Source organism: Streptosporangium sp. NPDC005286 (assembly GCF_040607515.1).
GTDB lineage: Bacteria > Actinomycetota > Actinomycetes > Streptosporangiales > Streptosporangiaceae > Streptosporangium.
This window is the reverse complement of sequence record NZ_JBEXGU010000151.1, coordinates 1-22,433: the sequence shown is the minus strand read 5'-3', so window position 1 is coordinate 22,433 and position 22,433 is coordinate 1. Positions and strand designations below refer to the sequence as shown.

General features: G+C 69.3%; 21 protein-coding genes. 14 read left to right on the top strand and 7 right to left on the bottom strand.

Annotated elements, in window-relative coordinates; genetic code table 11:
• Together ligA and ABZU75_RS36335 are read right to left on the bottom strand one after the other, a co-directional pair.
• The coding region (ligA, locus tag ABZU75_RS36340) for an NAD-dependent DNA ligase LigA (RefSeq protein WP_355564569.1) at positions 1-1,638 on the bottom strand (1,638 nt) is incomplete at its 3' end.
• A gap of 203 nt (positions 1,639-1,841) precedes the next feature.
• Complete coding sequence (locus tag ABZU75_RS36335; RefSeq protein WP_355564566.1) at positions 1,842-2,660, bottom strand: HPP family protein; 819 nt, start codon at positions 2,658-2,660, stop codon at positions 1,842-1,844.
• A 302-nt stretch (positions 2,661-2,962) separates the two neighbouring features.
• Here ABZU75_RS36335 and ABZU75_RS36330 point away from each other — a divergent pair, with 302 nt between their 5' ends.
• A complete protein-coding gene (locus tag ABZU75_RS36330) occupies positions 2,963-3,184 on the top strand; it encodes a hypothetical protein (protein ID WP_355564563.1) in 222 nt (73 codons plus the stop codon).
• 3 nt (positions 3,185-3,187) lie between these two features.
• Here ABZU75_RS36330 and ABZU75_RS36325 read toward each other — a convergent pair whose 3' ends face one another.
• From ABZU75_RS36325 to eda, 5 genes are all read right to left on the bottom strand, one after another.
• On the bottom strand, positions 3,188-3,592 hold the full coding sequence (locus ABZU75_RS36325; protein ID WP_350926329.1) for a Rid family hydrolase: 405 nt from the start codon (positions 3,590-3,592) through the stop codon (positions 3,188-3,190).
• A gap of 92 nt (positions 3,593-3,684) precedes the next feature.
• The gene (locus ABZU75_RS36320) at positions 3,685-5,568 is read right to left on the bottom strand and encodes an FG-GAP-like repeat-containing protein (protein ID WP_355564559.1); all 1,884 of its coding nucleotides are present in this window, start codon (positions 5,566-5,568) and stop codon (positions 3,685-3,687) included.
• A complete protein-coding gene (locus tag ABZU75_RS36315; RefSeq protein ID WP_355564557.1) occupies positions 5,568-8,078 on the bottom strand; it encodes a hypothetical protein in 2,511 nt (836 codons plus the stop codon). The genes ABZU75_RS36320 and ABZU75_RS36315 overlap by 1 nt, the downstream gene beginning before the upstream one ends.
• Positions 8,079-8,478: 400 nt before the next feature.
• A complete protein-coding gene (locus ABZU75_RS36310) occupies positions 8,479-9,426 on the bottom strand; it encodes a sugar kinase (protein WP_355564554.1) in 948 nt (315 codons plus the stop codon).
• Positions 9,419-10,072, bottom strand: coding sequence for a bifunctional 4-hydroxy-2-oxoglutarate aldolase/2-dehydro-3-deoxy-phosphogluconate aldolase (gene eda / locus ABZU75_RS36305; RefSeq protein ID WP_355564551.1), 654 nt, complete (start codon positions 10,070-10,072; stop codon positions 9,419-9,421). The genes ABZU75_RS36310 and eda overlap by 8 nt, the downstream gene beginning before the upstream one ends.
• 130 nt (positions 10,073-10,202) lie before the next feature.
• Between eda and ABZU75_RS36300 the strand changes: the two genes are divergently transcribed.
• From ABZU75_RS36300 to ABZU75_RS36240, 13 genes are all read left to right on the top strand, one after another.
• On the top strand, positions 10,203-11,024 hold the full coding sequence (locus ABZU75_RS36300; RefSeq protein WP_355564548.1) for an IclR family transcriptional regulator: 822 nt from the start codon (positions 10,203-10,205) through the stop codon (positions 11,022-11,024).
• Between the two features lie 47 nt (positions 11,025-11,071).
• On the top strand, positions 11,072-11,806 hold the full coding sequence (locus tag ABZU75_RS36295; RefSeq protein WP_355564545.1) for a creatininase family protein: 735 nt from the start codon (positions 11,072-11,074) through the stop codon (positions 11,804-11,806).
• Positions 11,803-12,561: an amidohydrolase family protein gene (locus tag ABZU75_RS36290; protein ID WP_355564543.1), complete on the top strand. Its 759-nt coding sequence runs from the start codon at positions 11,803-11,805 to the stop codon at positions 12,559-12,561. The genes ABZU75_RS36295 and ABZU75_RS36290 overlap by 4 nt, the downstream gene beginning before the upstream one ends.
• A complete protein-coding gene (locus tag ABZU75_RS36285) occupies positions 12,558-13,664 on the top strand; it encodes an enolase C-terminal domain-like protein (protein WP_355564540.1) in 1,107 nt (368 codons plus the stop codon). Before ABZU75_RS36290 ends, ABZU75_RS36285 begins: the two co-directional genes overlap by 4 nt.
• Complete coding sequence (locus ABZU75_RS36280) at positions 13,661-14,548, top strand: amidohydrolase family protein (protein WP_350926348.1); 888 nt, start codon at positions 13,661-13,663, stop codon at positions 14,546-14,548. The genes ABZU75_RS36285 and ABZU75_RS36280 overlap by 4 nt, the downstream gene beginning before the upstream one ends.
• The gene (locus ABZU75_RS36275) at positions 14,538-15,281 is read left to right on the top strand and encodes an amidohydrolase family protein (protein WP_355564536.1); all 744 of its coding nucleotides are present in this window, start codon (positions 14,538-14,540) and stop codon (positions 15,279-15,281) included. The genes ABZU75_RS36280 and ABZU75_RS36275 overlap by 11 nt, the downstream gene beginning before the upstream one ends.
• Positions 15,282-15,399: 118 nt before the next feature.
• Positions 15,400-16,410: a dihydrodipicolinate synthase family protein gene (locus ABZU75_RS36270; RefSeq protein ID WP_355564533.1), complete on the top strand. Its 1,011-nt coding sequence runs from the start codon at positions 15,400-15,402 to the stop codon at positions 16,408-16,410.
• Between the two features lie 46 nt (positions 16,411-16,456).
• Positions 16,457-17,815 (top strand): extracellular solute-binding protein, encoded by a 1,359-nt coding sequence (locus ABZU75_RS36265; RefSeq protein ID WP_355564530.1) that lies wholly within the window; start codon positions 16,457-16,459, stop codon positions 17,813-17,815.
• A gap of 80 nt (positions 17,816-17,895) precedes the next feature.
• Positions 17,896-18,774 (top strand): sugar ABC transporter permease, encoded by an 879-nt coding sequence (locus ABZU75_RS36260; protein ID WP_355564527.1) that lies wholly within the window; start codon positions 17,896-17,898, stop codon positions 18,772-18,774.
• Entirely contained in the window at positions 18,758-19,702 is a 945-nt protein-coding gene (locus tag ABZU75_RS36255; protein ID WP_355564524.1) for a carbohydrate ABC transporter permease, read from the top strand. Before ABZU75_RS36260 ends, ABZU75_RS36255 begins: the two co-directional genes overlap by 17 nt.
• Positions 19,703-19,726: 24 nt before the next feature.
• Positions 19,727-20,530: an SDR family oxidoreductase gene (locus tag ABZU75_RS36250; protein ID WP_355564521.1), complete on the top strand. Its 804-nt coding sequence runs from the start codon at positions 19,727-19,729 to the stop codon at positions 20,528-20,530.
• Positions 20,531-20,992: 462 nt separating this feature from the next.
• Positions 20,993-21,457: a calmodulin-binding protein gene (locus ABZU75_RS36245; protein ID WP_355564518.1), complete on the top strand. Its 465-nt coding sequence runs from the start codon at positions 20,993-20,995 to the stop codon at positions 21,455-21,457.
• A gap of 247 nt (positions 21,458-21,704) precedes the next feature.
• Entirely contained in the window at positions 21,705-22,226 is a 522-nt protein-coding gene (locus ABZU75_RS36240) for a GNAT family N-acetyltransferase (protein WP_355564515.1), read from the top strand.
• Positions 22,227-22,433: the final 207 nt, after the last annotated feature.

The window sequence follows — 22,433 nt, the reverse complement described above, 5'->3', positions numbered from 1 at the left end:
GCGGACGGCGTCCATGCTGCCGAAGTGCCGGGCGATGCGGCGGCTCATGGAACGGCCGGTGCCGCGCACGCCCAGCGCGCAGAACACCCTGCTGAGCGGTTGGGCCTTGGCCCGCTCGATGGCGGCCAGCAGGTTGTCGGTGCTGGTCTCGCCCATCCGCTCCAGACCCAGCACCTGCTCGCGGGTCAGATAGAACAGGTCGGCGAAGTCGGCGATCAGCCCGGCGTCCAGCATCTGCTGGATGCGGTTCTCGGCCAGGCCCTCGATGTCGAGCTGGTCACGGCCGGCGGCGTAGCCGATGGAGGCGATCACCCGGCAGGCACGCCCGCGCACGCACCGCCACCGCTCCTGGGAGGCATCGATCGCGTCGCCGCACAGCGGGCAGACCTGCGGGATCGCGATCGGCCGCTCGTCGCCGGTGCGCAGGTGCACGACCGGGGCCTCGACCCGGGGGATCACGTCTCCGGCCTTGTAGACGACCACGCTGTCGCCGAGCATCAGGCCGCGGCGGGTGATGTCGGCGACGTTGTGCAGCGTGGCGTAGGTGACGACGCTGCCGTCGAGCTCGACCGGCTCCAGCACGGCGCGCGGAGCGATGACGCCGGTGCGGCCGGTGTTCCACTCGACACCGATCAGCTTGGTGATCTTTTCGGTGGCGGGCAGCTTGTAGGCGATCGCCCACCGGGGCGCGCGCGAGCTGAAGCCGGCCTGTGCCTGGTCCGCGGCGAGATCGCACTTGATCACGATGCCGTCGATACCGAACGCCAAATCCGCTCGTTTGGCGGCGATCTGCTCGACCCGCTCCTGAACCTGCTCCAGGGTGGCGGCGACGATCCCGCCGACGTCGGTGACGGCGGGAGTCTGCACGCCCTGTCCGGCGACCCAGGCCATGACCTCGCTGTGCGGCAGCCCGCGCAGCCGCACGGCCGGCTCGGAGGCGTCGTCGGGGTGTGGCAGCGCGCCGTAGCCGAAGAACGTCAGCTCACACACGTACGGCCGGTCCTGGGCGCGCAGCGTGCCGGCGGCGGCGCTGCGCGGGTTGGCGAACGTGGTGCCGTCGTGCGCGCGGCGCTTGGCGCACGCCTGCTCGAACTGCGAGGTGGTCATCATCACCTCACCGCGCAGCTCCACCGTGACCGGCTCGGCCAGCCTGGCGGGCAACCCCACGATGGTGCCGATCGCATGGCTCACGTCCTCACCCGCCGTGCCGTCCCCCCGGGTGACCAGCTGCGCCAGCCGCCCGCCTCGGTAACGCGCGGTGATCGCCAGCCCGTCGAGCTTCGGCTCCACACTCCACGCCGTGATCGGCCGGCCCAGCCTGCGCTCCAGCGACGCGGCCCAGTCGACCAGTTGCTCGGCACCGAAGACGTTGTCCAGGCTCAGCATCGGCACCGTGTGCGGCACATCGCCGACCACCGCGCCACCGGCCACCTTGCCCGTCGGCGAGGCCGGCAGCACCTCATCGGGATGCTCGGCCTCATAGGCCTGGATGCCCCGGACCAGCCGATCGTAGGCGTCGTCGTCCAGCGCGGACGTGCCGTCTCCGTAATAGGCCGCGGCGGCGTCCAGAGCGAGCTGAACGGCTTCGGCGTAGGCAGTCTGATCAGCGAGAAGAGTGCTGGGGAGTGCGTCGGTCATGATCCCATCATCTCGTCCGGCACCGACAGTTTTCGGCCTGCGGAACGAGGCCCCGAACCGGAACGTCCCTCCCGGGTGCGGCCGTCGGAAAGGTGCCTGCCGTGCTGCTGCTGTCTGTCGCGTCCCAGCGGAGTGAATGCGAGCACAGGGCATGGCAACCGGTCACCGTGGCCTCCTGGGCGAAACGGCAGAGTCGGTGGTCGTCACCACCAGTAGGTGGGGTAGCGCGGTGTCACCCCGCTGCGTCCGATGAGCATGCCGATGAGCACCAGGACGACGGTCGCGGCGACGAGTATCGGCAGGAACGGCACCAGGGGCTGCTGCTGGGCGACCACGACCGTCGCGGTGGCGGCGGCGGGCGAGTGCGGCGTACGAGTCAGGGCCGTGACCCCGAGGGCCAGACCGCCGGCGACGGCGGCGGCCCAGATGGAAGAGCCTGCGACGGCCAGTACGGCGAATCCGGTGAGCGCCGCCAGCAGCTGACCGCCGATCACGCTGCGCGGCTGCGCCAGCGGCAGGGTCGGCGCGCCGAAGACCAGGGCGGCGCTGGCGACGAGCGGGGGTATCAGCCAGACCTGGTCCAGCACGGTGCCGAACGCGACCAGGGTGACCAGGGCTATCGTGGCGCCCGCGGTGAAGACGGCGATGGCCGCCATCTTCGGCCGGGCGGGTGCGCGGCTCCTGAGGCCCCGCCAGGCGTCCGTCGCGATGATCTCGTCGGACATCCCGGCTTTCCCGCTCGTCGGCGAGACGAGGGTCGCCTTCTCCTCGTCCTTGCCGAAGGCACCCGGGTACGCCACATGGGCGATCTGCGGGGGCCGCGACGGCTCCACCTGGGTCTCCAGAACCGGTGTGGCCTTCAAGTGCGTCCTCTCCCCCGGCGAGATCTCCTCCGTGTCCCCGATGGCCCGCGGATCGAGCCGCGCGAGCTCCAGGCCCCTTCCCGGTCCGGACGCGTACGGCGGGAACGGCGTCGTCCACCTGCGCATCCGGCCGGCCGGGAAGAAGTTGCGAACCCCCATGGAAAATCTCCTGCGATCTCGGTATCGGTGGCCAAAGATCGCAGAAGGTACTTGTGCCTCACTTGAAGGTCAGCGAAAACGCTTGGTCACCGGGCGAACTTTGCCTGATACGGCACTGGTCGACGAGGCGCACGGTCAGGACGTCCCCGCTGTCGGCCAGAAGTCCGGTCCAGATCAGGTGCTTTCGGGCGCCGTACCCGGGCTGGGGAGCCTCCCCCCTCAGGTCGCGGCGTCCCTCGGCATGACGGCCCCGGCCTGGACGATGGACCCGGGTGACCGGGACGACTCGCCGGCGGAGGCGAGTGCCCGACGGCCGTCTGTCCCACGACGGCGGCGGTGACCGGCGGGCCGTGACCCGCGATCCATGGGCCGGGTGTCCGACGGACGGGGCCGAGGTGGTGTGCGGAGTCTTCGAGCTGCCGCGGACCTGGCCGGACACGCTGGACCGAGTCGAGCGTGTCCGCCTGGCCCTCCTCACCGCGCGCGCCGATGGCCCCGAGGCCGGCTCGGCGCGCGCGTCGTGAGGATCAGGACCGTCGACGACTGCCCTTGACCGCGACGACGTCGATCTCCACGAGGATTCCGCCGAGGCTGGATCCGGCGGTCGTGCGGGCCGGGCGCGGTTCGTCGAAGAACTCGCGGTAGGCCGTGTCGAAGCCGTCCCAGTCGTTGTCGATGTCGGCCAGGTGCGCGGTCACCTTGACGACGTCCTGCAGGTCCGAGCCCGCGGCCTGCAGCGCGGCCGCGACGTTGCGCAGCGTCTGGCGGGTCTGCTCGGCGACGTCGTCACCGACGATCGTCCGGGTCACCGGGTCGACCGGCCCGAAGCCCGCGGTGTGGACGAGATCTCCGACGACGACCGCCTGGGAGTAGGCGCCTCGCGGGGGCGGAGCCTGGTCGGTGTGGATACCCACCTTCATATGATCTGTCATGCCTGATTCCTCTCGATGGCCGATGCCGGCTCCGAACGTCGACCGGGTATCGCCGCGACCGGTTTTCCCGGCAAGGGTCGTGTCACGGGTTCCTAAAGCACCAGGGAGAGCGCGCCCTGGAAGCCGGTGCCGCCCGATCTGGGGGTGCTGGACCAGCGGTTGCCCGAGGTGGCGCCGTTGTTGGCGTAGATCGACAGTCCGCCGGAGGCGTCGCCGACCACCAGGTCCGGCCCGGAGCCCCCGGTCACGTGGCCCAGGCCGAGCGACCGCGTTCCGGTCCAGTTGCCCGGAATCACGATCGGATCGGTTGAGGCTCCGGTCGGGAAGACCCACAGGGATCCGTCGTTCTCCAGGTCGACGAGGTCGGCGATGCCGTCGCGGTCCACGTCCCCCAGGGCGAGCCGGGTGGCCGTCTGCCAGTTGCTGCCGACCCACGCGCGTGGCGTCCACGGGAAGGCGGTGGTGGATCCGTTGCCGGGGTAGGCGTACATGTCGCCGGCGTTGTCGCGTCCGACGAGGTCGGCACGTCCGTCACCGGTGACGTCCCCGGCCATCAGGTGGTTGAAGATGTTCCAGCCGGTTCCGCCGAAGTAGCGGTCGGTCCAGCGCAGGCCGGTCGTGGACCCGTTGTTGAGGTAGATCCACAGGGTGCCGTTGGACAGGCGTTTGTCGACCGCGAGCACGTCCTGAAGGCGGTCGCCGTTGACGTCTGCGAGGAGGATCTGCGAGGCGAAGCCCCAGTCGGTGCCGGCACTGACCCTGTCGGGCCAGGGATTGCCGGTGGCCGCCTTGGTGTTCGGCAGGAGCCAGAGGTCGCCACTGCGGGCGACATGGGCCACCAGGTCGGGCTTGCCGTCGCCGGTCACGTCGCCGGTCACGACGTCGAGCGCGTACTCGAAGCCGGTGCCCGCGGCGAAGCGGGTCGTCGGCGACCACATCGAGCCCGCCGTGGCGCTCTGCCAGGGGTGAATCCACAGGGCGCCGGAGGGGTCCCGCGAGATCACGTCCGGATGCCCGTCGCCGGTGACGTCGTCCATGGACAGCCGGTCGGCGCTGCTCCAGCCGCCGGTGCTCCCGTACACGATCGAGGTCCAGAAGTTCGACGCGGTCGACCCGTTGTGCGGGTAGACCAGGAGGGCTCCGGTGGTGTCGCGGGCGACGATTTCGGGTTTGCCGTCGCCGGTGACGTCGTCGAGCATCATCATCTGGGCGAGGTTCCACCCGTTGCCCGACCAGATCGGAGACTGGGTCCACGGGTTGGAGGTGACCGAGCCGTTGTTCGGGTAAACGTAGAGGGTTCCGCTGCTTTCGGTGGGGTTGCGCGCCAGCAGATCGGGTTTGCCGTCACCGGTGACGTCGCCAACGAGGATCCGGTCGACGATGTTCCATCCGGTGCCGGCGGCGAAACGGCTGGGCCACGGGTTCGCCGAGCCGGAGCCGTCGTTGGGGTAGATGTACAGCGTGCCGTTGTTCGCCGAAGGGTCGCGCACGACGACGTCGGCGCGGTTGTCGCCGGTGACGTCGGCGACGATCAGGGTGTCGGCGAACTCCCACTGCGGCGGCGTCGCGGTGTAGGTCGCCTCCCACGGATTGGAGGTGGTGGCCCCGTTGCCGGTGTAGACGCGCAGCGCTCCGGCGTCGGCGCCGGACAGTTGGGCGACCAGGTCGGCCCGGCCGTCGCCGGTGACGTCGTTCGCCGCCGGCGACGGGGTCGCGGCGGTGCGGGACGGGCCCGAGCGGGCGGTCGGCTCGGGGGCCGCGGCCAGAGTTCTGGCGCGAATGCCGCTGACATCCCACTTCTTGGTTTTGCCAGGCTTGCTGGGCTTACCGGATTTGCCGGAGTGGTAGGGCTCGGTGGGGCCGGGGGCAGGCCGCTTGCGGTCGTCGCCGGGTGCCGCGTGCGCGGCCGGGGCGACGGTGAGGATCGCGAGGGCGAGGGCCGCGGCGACCGCGGTCGCGCGAATCGACGTCGTCATCAGAGTTCAATCCTTCGTCCGGCGCGGTACCTGTTTCCGTTCACGACGATCCACTTCAGTCCCGGCAGCGGCGGTGTCTCGACGATCACGCGCCCCGGCTTGTGGTGCCAGTCCCCGCGGAACTCCACCTTGAGCGTGTCGTGACCGCTACGGTCGTCGTCGACGTGGCGGTCGTCGTCCCGATCGCGGCCGCGGCCGCCCTCCAGCTTGAAGCGCAACGTGACCGGCCCGAACTTGGTCGGGACCTTCTCGAAGCGGGTCTGCTTCTTGCCCGACAGCCACTCCAGCGGGCAGAGCCGCAGCAGCTGCAGCTGGTTCGGGACAAGGCTGTCGTCGATGACCGCGTGAAGGAGCGACCAGGTGATGATGGGGTGGGAGAAAAGGTTGCCGTAGATCGCGTTGCGGTGCTCGCTGGAGATGTAGGTGTCCTGCGAGAGGCCGCCGGTGAGCAGGCCGTACAACCCCTCGATGAAGGGCGCCCGTTCCCCCAGCTGCCAGGTGTGGAACATGTTCCAGCTGTAGCAGGGCTCGGCCGAGGACTGCTCGTGGTCGAGGACGGCGCGGTCCAGCGCGTTGTGGTGCACCGCGTCGAACACCAGGGTGTTGGGGCCGACCCGGAAGAACTCGACGAACGACTTCATCATCGGGTCGGAGGCCGGCATCAGTCCGGCCCACACCGACATCAGGGCGCCGGTGTCGAGCATGGTGAAGGCGTCCCAGACGCCCTCGCCCGCGAACTGCGGCCGGAAGACCGGCCACTGCTTGCCCTTGGCGTCGGTCCACTTCGCCGACCGGTCGGCGAGATCACGAACGGCCTGGACGAACGTCGTACGGAAGGTGTTCGCGAACGTGGCGAACTCGGCGGCCCGGGGGTGCTTGATCCGCTGCAGGAACTCGACGGCGGAGGCGAGCCCCTTGTAGGTGAAGCACTGGCTGATGAAGCCCTGGGTCTCGACGCCCTCGTCGGTGGAGTGACCGGGAGGCATCAGGCCCTGGACGCCGCTGTGGTTGGTGAGCCCGCAGGCCTGGACGATGTAGTCGCAGGCCTTGACGATGACGTCGGTCCATTTGGCGATGAACGCCGGCCGGTTGGTCAGCAGCGCGTGAACCGACAGGATCTCCAGGATCGCGCCGTGGTCACTGATCCAGTCGATGGCCTGCAGCGTCTTCGGAGTCGACAGGTATCCCGGGTAGGTTCCCCCGGCGAAGACCGCGCCGGGTGGCGTCCGCGTTCCCTGGGTGGCCGCGTAGATCTCGATGTGGTTCTCGACGACGTCGTGGTAGCCGAGCCGGTCCATGAACATGTGGCTGACCATGGAGGTCGGCGTGCTCCACAGCACGTCGTAGGCGTACGAGCCAGACAGAAACGTGAACAACCCGGTGTCGGGGCTCTTCTCCGCGACCACTTGAGCGAGCTGCGGACCGCGGCGCATGACCTGGTTGATGTAGTTCTCCGGGGTGTCGACCACGGCGATGGACGCCGCGTTCTCCTTCCAGAACGCCTGGCACTTGGCGAGCGCCGCGTCGCGGCCGAGCGCGGCCTCGGCCTTGGCGTCGGCGAGCGGCGCGGGGATCATCGGAATCAGCACGTCGATGTAGGCCCCGACCGTCGCGGGCAGGCCGAGCCGCAGGTCGTACACACCCTTGACCTTGTTCTCGGTCATGGCGATGGAGCCCTTGTCGGCGGTGGTCACCATGACCTTGACGTTGCCCTCGTTGTCGGTGATGGGCACCGTGATGGGCTTGCCGGTCGGGTTCCACACCCGGCCCATCGTCAGGCCGGTGAGGATCGGCGCCGTCTCGGGGAAGACGGTGAGCGGCACGCCGTCCTCGTCCTGGTACGGCCCCGCGGGCTTCATGTACGAGCCGCTGAGCCAGAGCTGGAACACGAAGTCCTTCACTGCGCTGACCGGGTCGACGTGGGTGACCTCGAAGCGGGTCCAGGAGTACATCGGCTCGGTCGCCGTCTGGACGGCCTGTTCCCCCGGGACGTGCGCGAAGACCGACTGCTTGATGACCAGGCCCTCCTGGCGGCGGTGTTCGGTCCACAGGACCGGGGTGTCGCTGTCCTCCTCCCAGCCCTGCTTGCCCTGGCCGAGGTCGTCGTCCCAGACCTCGTACTGGAAGGTCGGGAAGGGCCGGAAGCCGCCGCCGCGCATGGGCATGACGACGGTCGTCTGGAAGTTCTTCCCGTGCCAGGGCTGGGTGTTGGGCTTGGCCGCCAAGACCCAGCTGGGGTCGCAGATGAGCGCGCCGTTGTAGACGACGTTGAACCGGAAGAGGTGGCCCTTCCAGCCGATGGGCGTCCACACGTTGCGCTGCGCCGGCCACCAGTGCTTGGAGCGTTCGATGTTCGGCTCAGGGTCGGTCGCGGCCAAGGGGGTCGGCACGAACGTATCGGCGTGCGCGGCCGACGGTCCGGTCAGGGGGGTCGTGGCGGCCAACGCGCCTCCGGCGACGACGGCTCCGCCGGTCATCTGGAGCATTCGGCGCCTGGATGGTTCAGTCACTTGGACAGCCTCCTCGAACGGCACTCGCACAGCGTCGGTGCCGGACGTGATGACAGGGGGGAAGATTTTTCGGCATTCCGAAAATATATTCGGAGTATCGATAATTGGAAACTGTGGCACCGGCATCCCGGAAAGGCAAGGGGGTGCGTCACGGTAAGCAACAATTCGCCCGCGATGGGATTTGTCAGATGGACGGCATGAAACTCGCATTGAGCAGTGTCAGGATCCGGTGACAGCAGGCGGATCCGGCGGCATCGCGAATCGGCGGCGCCGCACGGCGGCCCTCCCCTGGCGGGCTTGAGGCGCGCCGTGTCGCCGGAGTCCGGGATCGCCCGCGACGTGGGCGCCCGTCCGCGACCGCCGGCTGCCAAGACCGTGCTTTACCTCGTGTGGCCTGCCCTCACCGGACCGCCGTGCCGTCCGGCAGGTCGAGCATGGACAGCTCCGCGCGGGTCGGCGCTCCCTCCCAGTCGCCGTGGCCGGCGACCGCGAAGGCCCCGGTGGTGATCGCCCGCGCCAGCCGCCCGTCCAGCGGCAGACCGTCCAGCAGGCCGGAGAGGTATCCGGCGACGAAGGCGTCGCCGGCGCCGATCACATCGACGGCGGTGACGGGCCTGGCCGGAAGGGTGAGCGCCTGGTCTGCGGTAAACGCCGTGGCGCCGGCCGGCCCGCGTTTGACGACGACCTCGGACGCTCCCCCGGCGAGCAGCGACCGTACCCGGCTCGCCTCGTCGTCGCCGGGCGCGGCGAGCGCGAGCTCGTCGTCGGAGGCGATGACGATGTCGGCCTGGGCCGCCACTTCGGTCAGCACCTGGCGGGCCTCGGCCTCGGGCCACAGCCGGCTGCGGTGGTTGACGTCCAGGCAGACGCGCGTGCCGACGGCCCTGGCCAGCTCCACCGCGGCGCGTACGGCCTGCGCCGGGCCCACGCCCAGGGCCAGGGTCACCCCGGTGACGTGCAGGATCAGCGGCGGGGCCGCGAACGCCGCGAACGCCTCGCGCACGTCGGAGACGCACAATGCGGCGCCGGCCGAGCCGCGGCGGTGGTAGTCCACCCGCATCACCCCGGCCAGGCGTTGTTCGAAGACCACGATGCCGGTCGGGGCCGGGTCGGCGCGGATCGCCTGGGTACCGACCCCCTCGGCGCGCAGCGTGCGCCGTATGAGCTCCCCGAGCTGGTCGGGCCCGACGGCGCCGACGAACACGACGTCGTGCCCGAGCCGGGTCAGGCCGATGGCGACGTTGGCCTCGGCGCCGGCGACGCTGATGCGGGCGGTTCCCCCGAGCCGGACCTGGCCGTCGGCCCGCAGGCAGGCCATGACCTCGCCGAGTGTCAGGACGTCAGGCATCTCGTCGTACCAGCCCTTCGTGCCACGCCGCGGCGAAGGCGCCTGCGCGTTCGGTGATCGTCGCCCAGCGGCGGGCCGCGACGAGGTCCGCCGAGACGAGCGCGCCGCCGATGCCGACGCCGACACACCCCATCCGGGCATAGGGGACGAGGTCTTCCAGTCTCACCCCGCCGGTCGGCAGCAGGGGAACGTCGTCGAGCGGTTCACGCACGGCCCGCAGGTAGCCGACGCCACCGAGGGCGGAGACGGGGAAGACCTTGACCGCGGCGGCGCCGTGCCGCCGGGCCAGGTCGATCTCGGTCGGGGTGAGCGCGCCGCACGCCACCGGTATGCCGGCGGCGTGGGCGACGGCCAGGACGTCCGGCATGGTGGTGGGGGTGACCAGGAAGCGGGCGCCCGCGGCGATCGCGGCGTCGGCGTCGCAGGCGGTGCGCACGGTTCCGGCCCCGACGAGAATGTCGGGGTGCGTGTTCCAGCGGCGGATGGCGGCGAGGGCCCCGGGGGTGGGCAGGGTCACCTCCATGACGTCCACCCCGCCGTCCAGCAGGGCGGTCGCGATGGCGTCGTCGGGTTCACCCTCACGCAGGCGGATGATGGCTACGACACCGGAAACGGCTGGTCCCGGGTTCGTGTGTTCGGCGCCCATGAATCCCATACTTTCGATATAATGAAACTATTATCGGAATGTCAGAATATCGAACCCCGTTCCGAAGGGCAGCCACCGACGCCGGTGCCGTGAAGCACGGGAACGACGAGCCGAAAGGTAGGACCGATCGATGTCTGATGGTGGCAGCGGGGCGGAGCGCCCGGCGTCTCCGGGTGTGGACCGCACGCTGACCGTTCTTGAGCAGCTGGTGACGGCCGACGAGGATCTCACGCTGACGGCGCTGGCCAAGGTGACCCGTATCCCGCTGGCGACCTGCGCGAGCATCGTCTACACCCTGGAGCATCGCGGGTACGCCACCCGCCGGGTGGTCGGGCGCAGTCACTTCTGGCGTCCCACGCTGCGGCTCTACAGTCTGGCCAGCCAGCTGGTGCGCAAGGTCGACCTGTCGCAGATCGCGACCGCCGAGATGCGCGCGCTCGCCGAGGAGCTGGGGATGCCCGTCCACATCGGGGTCCTGGACGGCGCGTCGGTGGTCTACGTGGCCAAGGCCGCGACCCCGGGTTTCATCCAGTTCGACACCTATCCGGGCAAGGTCGCGCCCTTCGACCTGACCGCGCTGGGCCGGGCCATCGCGGCCCACCTGCCCGCCGACGAACTTGCCGTCCTGCTGCCGCGACTGGCGGCCGGGCAGGGACCGCGGGCCCGGGAGTCCAGCTCGAAGGCGTTCATGGAACTGCTGGAGAGGGTGCGCGCCGACGGCTACGCCATCGAGGAGGAAGAGGAGCAGGCCGAGATCTCCTGCCTGGCCGCGCCGTTCTTCGATGCCGAGGGCCGGATCACCGGGGCGGTCGGGGTGACCGGTTTCGCCCGTGACTTCGTCGGCGACCGGCGCGACGCCGCCGCGGCGGGCGTCGTCTATCTCGGCATCGTGATCTCCCGGCGGCTCGGATGTCGGAGCGGGTCATTGCCATCCGAGTTCGTCGGCTCCTAAGATTCGATGTATCGGAAATAAATACGATATATCGAAGGATGTTTGATGTGTCGATAGCTCTGCGATGGTCCGAAACGGATCGTGACCGGCTAAGGCGGCACCTGCCCGAGGCCGTCGTCATCATCCCGGTCGGTGCGACCGAGCAACACGGGCCGCACCTGCCGACCTCGACGGATGCCCTCATCGCCGCCGCAGTCGCCGACAGTGCGGCGACGGCGGCGGCCGGCCGTAGCGACAGGCCGCTGATCGTCGCCCCCGCGATCGACTGGGGTGCCTCGGATCACCACCTGCCCTACGGCGGGACGCTCTCCCTGTCACCGGAGACGCTGCTGGCCGTGATCTGCGACCTGTTGCGCTCGATCGCGGCGCAGGGCGGGCGGCGGGTGGTCCTGCTCAACGGGCACGGCGGCAACGTCGGGGTCTGCCACGCCGCGGCCGCCGTGGGCTCGACCCGGTTCGACCTGTCCGTCGCGCACCTGGACTACTGGCGGCTCGCCGACACCGAAGGCGAGCCGCCGGTGCCGGGACACGCCGGGGAGTTCGAGACCTCGATGGTCCTGGCCCTCCGGCCCGACCTGGTCGGCCCGCGCACCCCCCGACCCCAGGTGCCCGAGGTCGTGACCGTCCAGGGAGTGGACCTGCACTCCGGTGCCGTGTGGCGCCGGATCGACGGCTTCACCGACCGGCCCGAACTGGCCCAGGCCGACGAGGGTAAACGGCGGCTGGAAGACCTCGTCGGCCGGGCGGCGGACCGCCTGGTCGAGCTGGCGGGCGTCCTGTGATCGACTTCCACACCCACACCCCCACCTGGCGCACCACCAGCTGGCTGGGCGGCGTCACGTTCGGCGCGGACGAGTTCGTCGCCTTCATGGACTCGGCCGGCATCGACCAGGCAGTGGTCCTCAGCCACGACGGCCTCTTCGACGCCACTCCCGAGACCAACGACGACCTCGCCGCCTTCGTCGGGGAGTACCCGCAGCGGCTCGCCGGCTTCGGGACCGTGCATCCGCGCCGCGCGGACGCCCCCGGAGAGGTCGACCGAATGCTCAACGAGCTCGGGCTGCGCGGCCTCAAGCTGCATCCGTGGCTGCAGGGCTTCAGCATGCACGAGTCGGCGCTCGACCCGATCTGTGACGTCCTCGCCCAGAGCGGCGGCATCCTGCTCAGCCATGACGGGACACCGCCCTACTCCACCGGCGGTCAGATCGCGGCCCTGGCCCGGCGGCACCCCTCCCTGCCGGTCGTCCTGGGGCACGCCGGGCTGCACGACACCTGGCGGGAGTCGCTCGCCCTCACCATCGAGACCCCCAACCTCTACATCTGCATCTGCGGCACGCCGCCCTACGCGGCGCGCGAGATCCTCTCCCGGGCGCCCTCCCACAAGGTCCTGTTCGGCACCGACGCCGGGCTGTCGGACCGCAAGAGCCAGGACTACGCGGTGGCCCGGGTGGCCGAGATCGACGGGTGGGGGATCACCGACGAGCAGCGCCGGGCGATGCTGGTCGACAACCCCCGCGCACTGCTGGCGGGGCGGTGAGACCGACCGTCGTCGCGGTCCACACCGCGGCGATCAGCCTCCAGGTACACCCGGGCCTGGTCGTCACCGGCGCCAGGGGAACCCACGCCCGTTCGGACTTCCTGCTGGTTCGCGTGGTGACCAGCACCGGCGTCGAAGGGTACGGCGAGGTCAGCGCGACACCGCTGTGGAGCGGCGAGGACGGCGTCAGCGCCGCCCACTTCATCCGCGAGATCCTGGCCCCCGCCCTGGTGGGCCGGCCGCTCGCGCCGGTCGGCGGCCTGGAGCTCCTGATGGACCGGCTGCTCGCGGGCAACCCGTTCACCAAGGCGGGCGTGTCCATCGCGCTGTGGGACGCGTTCGCCCGGACTCTCGACGTCCCGCTCGCCGTGGCGCTCGGCGGCCCGTACCGCGACGAGGTCCCGATCAAGCTCTCCCTGTCCGGTGACGGGCCCGCGCTGGACTCGGTCTTCCGGACGGCGACGGCAGCCGGATTCCAGGCGTTCAAGGTCAAGGTCGGGCTCGGCGTCGCGGACGACGTCGCCCGCGTGTCCCGGACCCGCGGGCTCGCGGGCCCATCGGCCTTCCTCGGTGCCGACGCGAACGGAGGGTGGACGCGCAGCCAGGCGGCCCGGGCGATCCCCGCGCTGGCCGAACAGGGTGTCGCGTTCGTCGAGCAACCGGTCGCACCGGCCGATCTGGACGGCATGCGGCAGCTGCGGAACCTTGGCCTGCCGGTGATCGCCGACGAGTCCGTCTTCGGCCTGGCCGACCTGACCGCGCTGGTGCGGGCGGAGGCCGCCGACTGCGTCAGCCTCTACGTGGGCAAGAGCGGCGGGCCCGGGCGCGCCGTGGCGATGGGCCTGCTCGCCTCCTCCTTCGGGGTCGACACGCTCATCGGCTCCAACGGCGAGCTGGGGATCGGTGCCGCCGCGCAACTCCATGTCGCCTGCGCGCTGCCGGTGTTGTCGCGGGAGTTCCCCTCCGACATCATCGGCGCGCACTACTACACCGAGGACATCCTCGCCGAGCCGCTGGACAGCGACGGCCGTCGCGTCAGGCTCGGCGACTCCCCCGGACTGGGGGTCCGGCCACGAGCGGACCTGATGAAGGAATTTCGATGATCGTCGATGTTCATGCCCATACTCCCACCCACCGCGACACGGTGCCGGCCGAGGAGGTGTGCGTCTTCACCTCCTGGCGCACCGATCGTCCCGTCGTCACCACGAACAGCTGGGCCGACTTCGACAGCGCCATGTCCGCGGCGGACGTCGCGATCGTGTTCAACATCGCGGTGGCCGACCCGGCCGCCGCGACCGGCATACCGCACGCTCCGGAACGTACCAACGACGCGACCGCGGAGTTCGTGGCCAACGATCCCGCCCGCCGCATCGGGTTCATGTCCGTCGACCCCACGTCCGCCGACTGCCTGGAGGAGGCCGAGCGATGTCGTGAGATGGGGCTCGTCGGCGTCAAGCTCGGCCCGAACTACCAGAACTTCGATCCGCTCGGGGAGCCCGCGCTGGCGTTCTACGCCTACTGCGAGCGGAACGCGCTGCCCATCCTCTTCCATCAGGGGGCGTCGCCGATCCGCGCGGCGCCGCTGCGCTACACCTACCCGCTGGTGACCGACGAGGTCGCGCTGCGCTTCCCCGAGCTGCGCATCGTCATGGCCCACATGGGCCATCCCTGGGGTAAGGAGACCGTGGCGACGATCCGCAAGCACCCCCATGTCTACGCCGACGTCTCCTCGATCTATCTGCGGCCGTGGGTCTGTTACGAGTCGCTGCTGGCCGCGGTCGAATGGGGGTGCACGCACAAGCTCCTGCTCGGTTCGGACTACCCGATCGCCAACACCGGCGAGGCGATGGCGGGGCTGCGCGGCGTCAACAGGATCCTGGAGGGTACCGCGCTGCCGCGCGTGCCGGCCGAACTCATCGAGCAGATCATCCACGCCGACGCGCTCTCCGCCCTCGGCCTGACCGTGGGAGAACCCGTTGATCGTTGACGCGCATGTACGGCTGGGGCGGGGACGCGAGGTCTGCCTGGAGGCCGATCAGCTGATCGCGACGATGGACTCACTGGGCATCGACGTGGCCCTGGTGGCACCGGACGAACGCTGTATCGCCTACGACAACCGGGCCGGCAACGAGCATGTCGCCGCGGCGGCGGCCGCGTCGGGGGGGCGGCTGATCCCGTACGCGGTCGCCAATCCGTGGCGTGGACCAGCTGCCGTCGACGAGCTGGAACGTGCCAGGGACGCCGGGGCCCGCGCCCTCAACGTGGACAGCGTGCTTCAGGGATTCGACCTTCTCGACGGGCTCCTCGATCCGCTGCTGGACTTCGCGGCCGAGGCGGGGTGGCCCGTCTACGTCCGCACCGGCACTCCTCCGAGCGCGCTGCCACTGCCCCTGGCCAGCCTGGCCAGACGCCGGCCGGAGACGCCTTTCGTGATGGGCCGCAGCGGCGCCACCGACTTCTGGATCGACGCGGCACCGGCGCTGCGCTACGCGCCGAACCTCTACGGCGACACCAGCTACGCGCCATGGGACACCGTCCTGGTCGAGCTGGGCCGGGATCCGGAGATCGGCCCGTCGCGGCTGGTCTTCTCCACCGACGCGCCCTACGCGGTGCCGCGCTCCGAGCTGGGCCGGGTGCTGGACTGGCCGATCGACGGCGACGCGCGACGCGACGTACTCGGCGGCACCATCATGCGCCTTCTGGGCCCCTCTCTCGGCTGACATCCGCCTCTTCCTCCCACGACCCCTTGTCGTGGGAGGACTTGGGCGTCTATCGTTCCTATTTAAGAAAATGTTTTCGGTATTTCGAATACTAAGTCCCATCAAGGTAGGAGGGCGAATGAACATCCAGACGAGTGCCTCTCCCGCGGCGGCCTCTCTCAACGGCCACGGCCACGGCGACGCCTCGGACCTGGTTCGGGGGATCTCGCCCGTTCTCGCGGTTCCGTTCACCGACGCCGGAGACGTCGACTTCGAGGGATTCGACCGGGTCGTCGATCACGTCCTGAGCACCGGCGTGACGAGCGTGATGTTTCCCGGGTTCGCCTCGGAGTACTACAAGCTCACCGAGGACGAGCGCCGCGAGCTGACCGCGATCCTGCTGCGGCGAACCGCCCACCGGGATGACCTCGCCGCGATCGTCGCGGTGCAGGACCACACCACCCGGATGGCCGTGGCACGGGCCCGCGAGGTCGTGGCCGCCGGGGCCGACCTGATCAACCTGCTGGCACCGCACTTCCTCAGCCCCTCACGCCGCTCCCAGATCGAGCACGTGACGGCGGTCCTGAACGCGGTCGCCCCGACCCCGGTGGTGCTGCAGTACGCCCCGAACGAGACGGGAACCAGCCTGGACGCGGCCACCATCGCCGCCCTGGTGCGCACTCACCCGAACCTCCGGCTGATCAAGGTGGAGTCCAACCCACCCGGGCGGCTCATCGGCGAACTGGCCGCCCTCGACCCGCCGGTGACCTCGCTTGAGGGCTACGCCGGAGTGCAACTCCCCGACGCCTGGCGGCGCGGCGCGGTGGGCAGCCAGCCCGGATGCTCGTTCACCGAGATCTACGTCGAGATCTGGCGCCGGCTCACCTCGGGCGACGAGGCCGGCGGCGAGGACCTGCACCGGCGACTGCTGCCCTACATCTCGTACTGGATGCTCGACACCGAGCTCATCATCGCCGCCGAGAAGCAGATCTCGTTCCGCCGGGGCCTCATCGACAGCGCCCACTGCCGCGGGCCCGCCCACCTGCTCGACGCCGAGGAACTGCGCCGGATCGAGGTCTTTCTCCAGGAGTTCGCGGACCTGCTGCCCGATCTATCCGGACGAAGCCCGGCAAATGAGACAGAAATCTAGAAACAACGACACTAAACCAGATATCACTAAGAATGGAGGTTTTGCGGTGAAAGTAGCACGTAAGGTACTGGTCGGTTTTATCGTTGTTCCCTGCCTGGTTCTGACCGCGTGCGGCACAGGCGGCGCGACCGGCGCGAACCAGGCCCCCCAGCAGGCCCCCGACGCCAAGAGCTGGCAGCAGGACATCAAGGGTGGCTCGATCGAGGTCGGCGTACTCCCGGCCGTCGGCACCCCCTCCCTGAAGTTCCTGGAGGACATCGCCGCCGGGATCGAGAAGGACCACGCCGGCGCCGACCTGAAGCCGACCTTCGCCAACACCAAGGCGCGCCCGGCCCTGGAGCAGAGGTGGCGCGCGGGCGACGGGCTGGACGTCGACTACACGATGTTCGACGGCACCAACCCGGCGCTGCTGGAATGGGCCGACAGCGGCGCCCTGCTCGACCTCAAGCCCTACCTGGACCAGGTCGACACGACCACCGGCAAGCCCTGGCTGGACCAGTTCAGCCCGGCGGTCATGCAGTTCATGCAGCACCCGGAGACCAAGAAGATCTACGGCGTCCCCTCCGAGCTGTCCCTGCAGGTGCTGTTCTACAACGCGGGGCTCTTCAAGAAGCACAACATCACCCCGCCCGCCACCTGGGACGAACTGATCCAGGCCGCTGACGGGCTCAAGGCCGCCGGTGTGGACCCGATCGCGGTCACCGGCCTGTTCGAGCCCTACATGGGCATGTGGAGCGACAACATCTGGCTGCGCACCGTCGGATACGACAAGACCAACCAGGTCCTCACCAAGGGCAAGGGGAACATCACCGACGACCCCGGGTTCCTCAAGGGACTCCAGATGCTCCAGGACCTGCGTGACAGGAAGGGCTTCCTCAAGGGGTTCGAGGGCACCGACTTCACCGCCGCCCAGGCCCAGTTCTTCCAGGGCAAGGCCGGCATGATCCTCATGGGCAGCTGGCTCGTCAGCGAGATGGCCGACGTGATCCCCAAGGACTTCGAGCTGGGCGTCCTGCAGTTCCCGACCGTGACCGGCGGGACCGGCGACCAGGCGAGCATGCTCGCCGGCGCCCAACTGATGTCGGTGTCCGCCAAGAGCGAGAACATCCCGCTCTCGCTGGAGTGGATCCGCCGGGTCACCAGCGTGGAGACCCAGACCCGCAGGGCCAACGAGATCGGCGAGGTCTCCGGGGTCAAGGGAGTGGCGAGCCCTCCCGGGCTGCCGGGCATTTCCGACATCGTGGCCAAGGCTGACCGGCTCCAGGCGAGGCACTACGGCCTGATGGAGTCCAAGGCCAAGGACATCGTCTATCCCGAGATCGCCAAGCTGCTGTTCGGCAAGCAGGACGCCCAGCAGACCCTCGACAACCTCGACAAGGGACTGCGCCGGGTCCACGGCAACTGAAACCCCTCAACCGAACCCGTCCCACGTGCCCCGCTCCCACGCCGGAGCCCGCGGGACGGGTGTGAACCCCGGGAGGCCACATGCTCAAGGCGGCCCAGCGACGCATCATCATCCCATTCCTGATACCCGCGCTCGCACTGCTGGGGGTCTTCTTCCTCTACCCGTTGATCAAGACGGTGGACCTGTCGCTGAACGAGTTCTCCCGCACGGGAACGATGCGATTCGTCGGGCTCGACCAGTATCGCCTGCTGGCAGGCGATCCCGCCTTCTTCAACTCGCTCAAGAACACCTTCCTGCTCACCCTCATCGGCAGCGGCATGCTGTTCCCGCCGGCCATGGCGATCGCCTGGGCCCTGTCGCAGCGGATCCACGGTGAGCGCTTCTTCAGGTTCGTGGTGTTCGCCCCGGTGGTCCTGTCGGTCGCCGTCGTCTCGCTGATGTGGAAGTTCCTTTACCACCCCACCCTCGGCCTGATCAATCCCGCGCTGGAGTCCATGGGACTGGGCGCCCTGGCCAAGATCTGGCTCGGCGACCCCTCCACCGCGCTGGCCGCCGTGACGTTCGTGTCCGTGTGGCACGGCATCGGCATCTGGATCGTCCTGCTGTGCGCCGGCTTCGAACGACTGCCCGTCGACGTCCTGCAGGCCGCGCGCATCGACGGGGCGGGCGAGTGGCGGGTGTTCTGGAGCATCATGCTGCCGATGATGCTCGACCTCATGCGCATGCTCGCCATCTTGTGGGTGGTTCAGAGCCTGCAGACGTTCGCCTTCGTCTACATCATGACCGGAGGCGGCCCCTTCGGCTCGACCGACACCGTCGGCACCCTGATGTACCGCGTCGCCTTCGACCGGGCCGACTTCGGCTATGCCGCGGCCATCGGCGTCGTACTCGTGGTGGTCATGCTGACGGTGGCCAAGCTCCTCAACAAGGTGATGAAGCGCGATGACCTCCAGTACTGATCTGACCGAGCGCCCCGCCCCGGCCGGCCCCGCGGCCACACCCCGCCCACCCGTCCCCACCCCGAGGCGCAGGGGTGGCCCATCCCGGCCCCGCGCCCCTTTCCGCCCGCACCACCTCTTCTTCTACCTGCTGCTCGGCGGGGTCGCGCTGTCCTCGATCAGTGCCTACGCCTGGGTCTTCAACGTGTCGATGAAGACCAACCGCGAGTTCATCTCCTCACCCCCCTGGCAGATCGCCGACGCCTGGCGCTGGGACAACTACGTCAACGCCTGGAACCAGGCCAACATCGGCCTGTTCTTCGGCAACAGCGTGGTCATCAGCGTCGCCTCCACCGCGATCGGCGTCGTGCTGGCCGTGTTCGCCGCCTACCCGCTGGCCCGGATCACCTTCAGGTTCAGCGGCGTGGTGCTCAGCACGTTCCTGCTCGGGCTGATGATCCCGTGGATGGTCACCTTCGCGCCGCTCTACCTGATCATGCAGGATCTCGGCCTCCTCGACAGCCGGCTCGGGCTCATTCTCGTCTACGCCACTTACAACCTGCCGTTCAACGTCTTCGTCCTGGTCGGCTTCATGAAGACCCTGCCGTACGACCTGGAGGAGGCGGCGGCGATGGACGGGGCCGGCCCGGCCCGCACGTTCATCTCGGTGATCCTCCCCCTCATGGGGCCCGGACTGGCGTCGGTCGCCATCATCAGCTTCCTGCAGAACTGGAACGAGTTCTTCTACGCCTTGCTGCTGATCCACTCGCCGGAGAAGATGCCCCTGCCGCTCGGGCTGTTCCAGCTGGGCCAGGCCGCCGACTACGGCACCAACTGGGCCACGCTGTTCGCCGGGATGATGATCACGGTCACCCCCGTACTGTTGGGATTCGCCTTACTGCAGAAGCAGATCACCAAGGGGCTGACGGCCGGCGCGCTCAAGGGCTGAGCCACAGCGGAGAAAGGGAGATCCATGTCATCTGGTCCTCGGGACGCGACTTCACCGCGCCGCGCGCTGATCACCGGCGCCGGCGGGGGAATCGGGGCGGCGATCGCGCGGGTCCTGCACAGCGGCGGCGCCACGGTGATCGTCACCGACGTCGACCTGGACGCGGCGCGCGCGACCGCGGACACCATCGAGGGCGCCGAGCCGGTCCACCTCGACGTGCGCTCGGAGAAGTCCGTCCGCTCGGCGATCGGCTCGATCACCTCGCGCCACGGCCCGGTGGACGTCCTGGTCAACAACGCCGCCGTCTGCAGCAACCTCGGGTTCGAGTCAGTGCCCGAACCGGTCTGGTCGGTCGACGTGGACGTCGTCCTCGGCGGGGCGATCCGCCTGTGCCAGGCGGTCCTGCCCGGCATGCGCGAGGCCCGGCGGGGAGCCGTGGTCAACGTGGCCTCGGTCAACGGCCATCGCTACTTCGGCAACGACACCTACAGCGCGGCCAAGGCCGGGCTGCTCAACCTCACCCGTGGCCTGGCCGCCCAGTACGGACCGTACGGCGTGCGCGTCAACTCGGTGTCGCCGGGCACGATCGCCACCCCGATCTGGGAGGAGCGGCTCGCGACCGATCCGCACGCCCTGGACAAGGCTGCCTCGTGGTATCCGATGGGACGGGTCGGCACCGTGGACGACGTCGCCGAGGCCGTCGCGTTCCTGGCGGGCGACCGCGCATCGTGGATCAACGGGATCGACCTGCCCGTGGACGGCGGTCTCCTGGCCGGAAGCCGGGCCATGGCCGTGGACATCGGCGCGGCCGTCGTCGACGCCGGATAACACGGGAAAGCCTCGTTCGCGAGGAGGCCGGTGAGGGTCGTGAACCGCTGGTCGTCTCGTCAGCGTCCAGCGGTTCCCGGCTGGATCCTGCTGTCCGGTGGACGGACGCCCCGGAGACAGGTGTCGGTTCAGAGAAGGCGATGCCTCCTCCAGTGTCTCGGCGAAGACGTCACCGCTGGTGGCCGGCGGGCTCCAGGCGGGCCAAGGCCGAGAGCCCGGGCGTGCGGATCGTCAGCTCGGAGGAACCCGACCGGACCACGCTACAGGCGGGCGATGTCGGGCAGGTCGATACAGGGGACCTGACGGTTCGGGCGAGGGGGCAAAGCATGTCGGCCGCCTCCTCGTGCCCGACGTCGAGGAGGCGGGCACACCGAGAGCCTTCTGTGACCATGGGTCATTGATTCAATACACTACGCAACCAGTGATTGTGATCACGGCCCAACCGACACAGGAGAATGCTCCATGCGACGCGTATTCACCAAGATCGGCAGTTGCGCGGCGGTCGCGATGCTCGCCCTCGCCGGGATCCAGCCCGCCCAGGCCGAGCAGTTCGACGGTGCGGCGCGGCGCGGCGCCGCCGACCCACCGGCCTACTTCGAGATGACCGACATCAGCAGGAGGTCGTTCATCGTCAAGATCGACAAAGAGGTGGACATCAAGCACGCCAGGGACCTGGTGAGCGGCGCGGACAGGGAGAGGCCCCACCTGCTGGGCCGGATCATCAGGCGTCCCGCTCCGTTCAACCCCGGCTGGAGCTACCACTTCGACCCGGCCACGCTGGGCTTCTTCGACGTGGCCATCGAGGTGTGCGACGCCACGATGACATACGTCGAGGACCACCTCGACGAGGCGGGCGGCGCGTTCCTGCCTGGAAATCTCTGGTGCCCCTGGAGCTCGAAGCTGGTGAAGGAGGTCCCCGCGCCGTAACGGCGTCCGCACTGCCGGGTGGTCATCGCCCGGGGAGAGGCGCGAGGGCCACGTCCACGGGACGGACAGTGGCCCGCCTCCTCGCCCGGCCGCCCACGAACGGCAGGCGTTACGTCCGCCGTCGCGGTGACCGCGACTCCCGGCCGGATCCGTAGTCGCTCCAGCCAGGTTCAGGACCGGAGCCCGGGAACCACCGCCCAGTACTCCAGCCGTAGATCGTGACGGTCTGGATGAGTACCGTCGCCGTATGCCTGAACTGATCGCGCCCACCACACGCTTGCACTTCGCCTGGCTTGAGGCGCATCACGAGTGGGGTCCCGGCCTCCACGAGGACGGATTCGGGCTGGGGCCGTCCGACGAGGTCGACTCGCCGGACGGGTTCGCGGCCTGGGTGGCACGACTGGCTGAGGAGTCGGATCCGGCGAAGCCGGTGGAGGCCGGCCGAATGAGTTGCATGTATCGGTGGATCGTCGAGGGCGACCGGGTGCACGGCGGGATCGCACTGCGGCACGGGCTCAACGACTACGTACTGCAGTTCGGCCACATCGGGTACGGTGTCCGACCGTCTTCACGTCAGCGTGGGCTAGCCACCTGGGCACTGGGCCGGATGCTCGACGAGGCGCGGACGCTCGGTCTGGACCGGGTGCTGATCGTCTGCGAAGTCGACAACCTCGCCTCGGTGAAGACGATCGAGCACAACGGCGGCGTCCTCGAAAGCGTACGGGACACCGAGTACGGTCCCGCACGGCGCTACTGGATCAAGATCTAGTTTGTGATCTTGCTGGCGGGGCCGGCACGAACTCAACGGCTGGAGTACTAGTGTCCTGCGCCTGAAATTTGCCATGTAAGTTTGTATGCTGATGCGCATGCCAATTCCCGGACCCTCCGCGGTGGAGATTCAGCTGACCGAGGCCGAGCGTGCTCAGCTGAGTGCCATGTCGGCGGAGTCGTCGAGATTGGCGATCCGGGCGAAGAT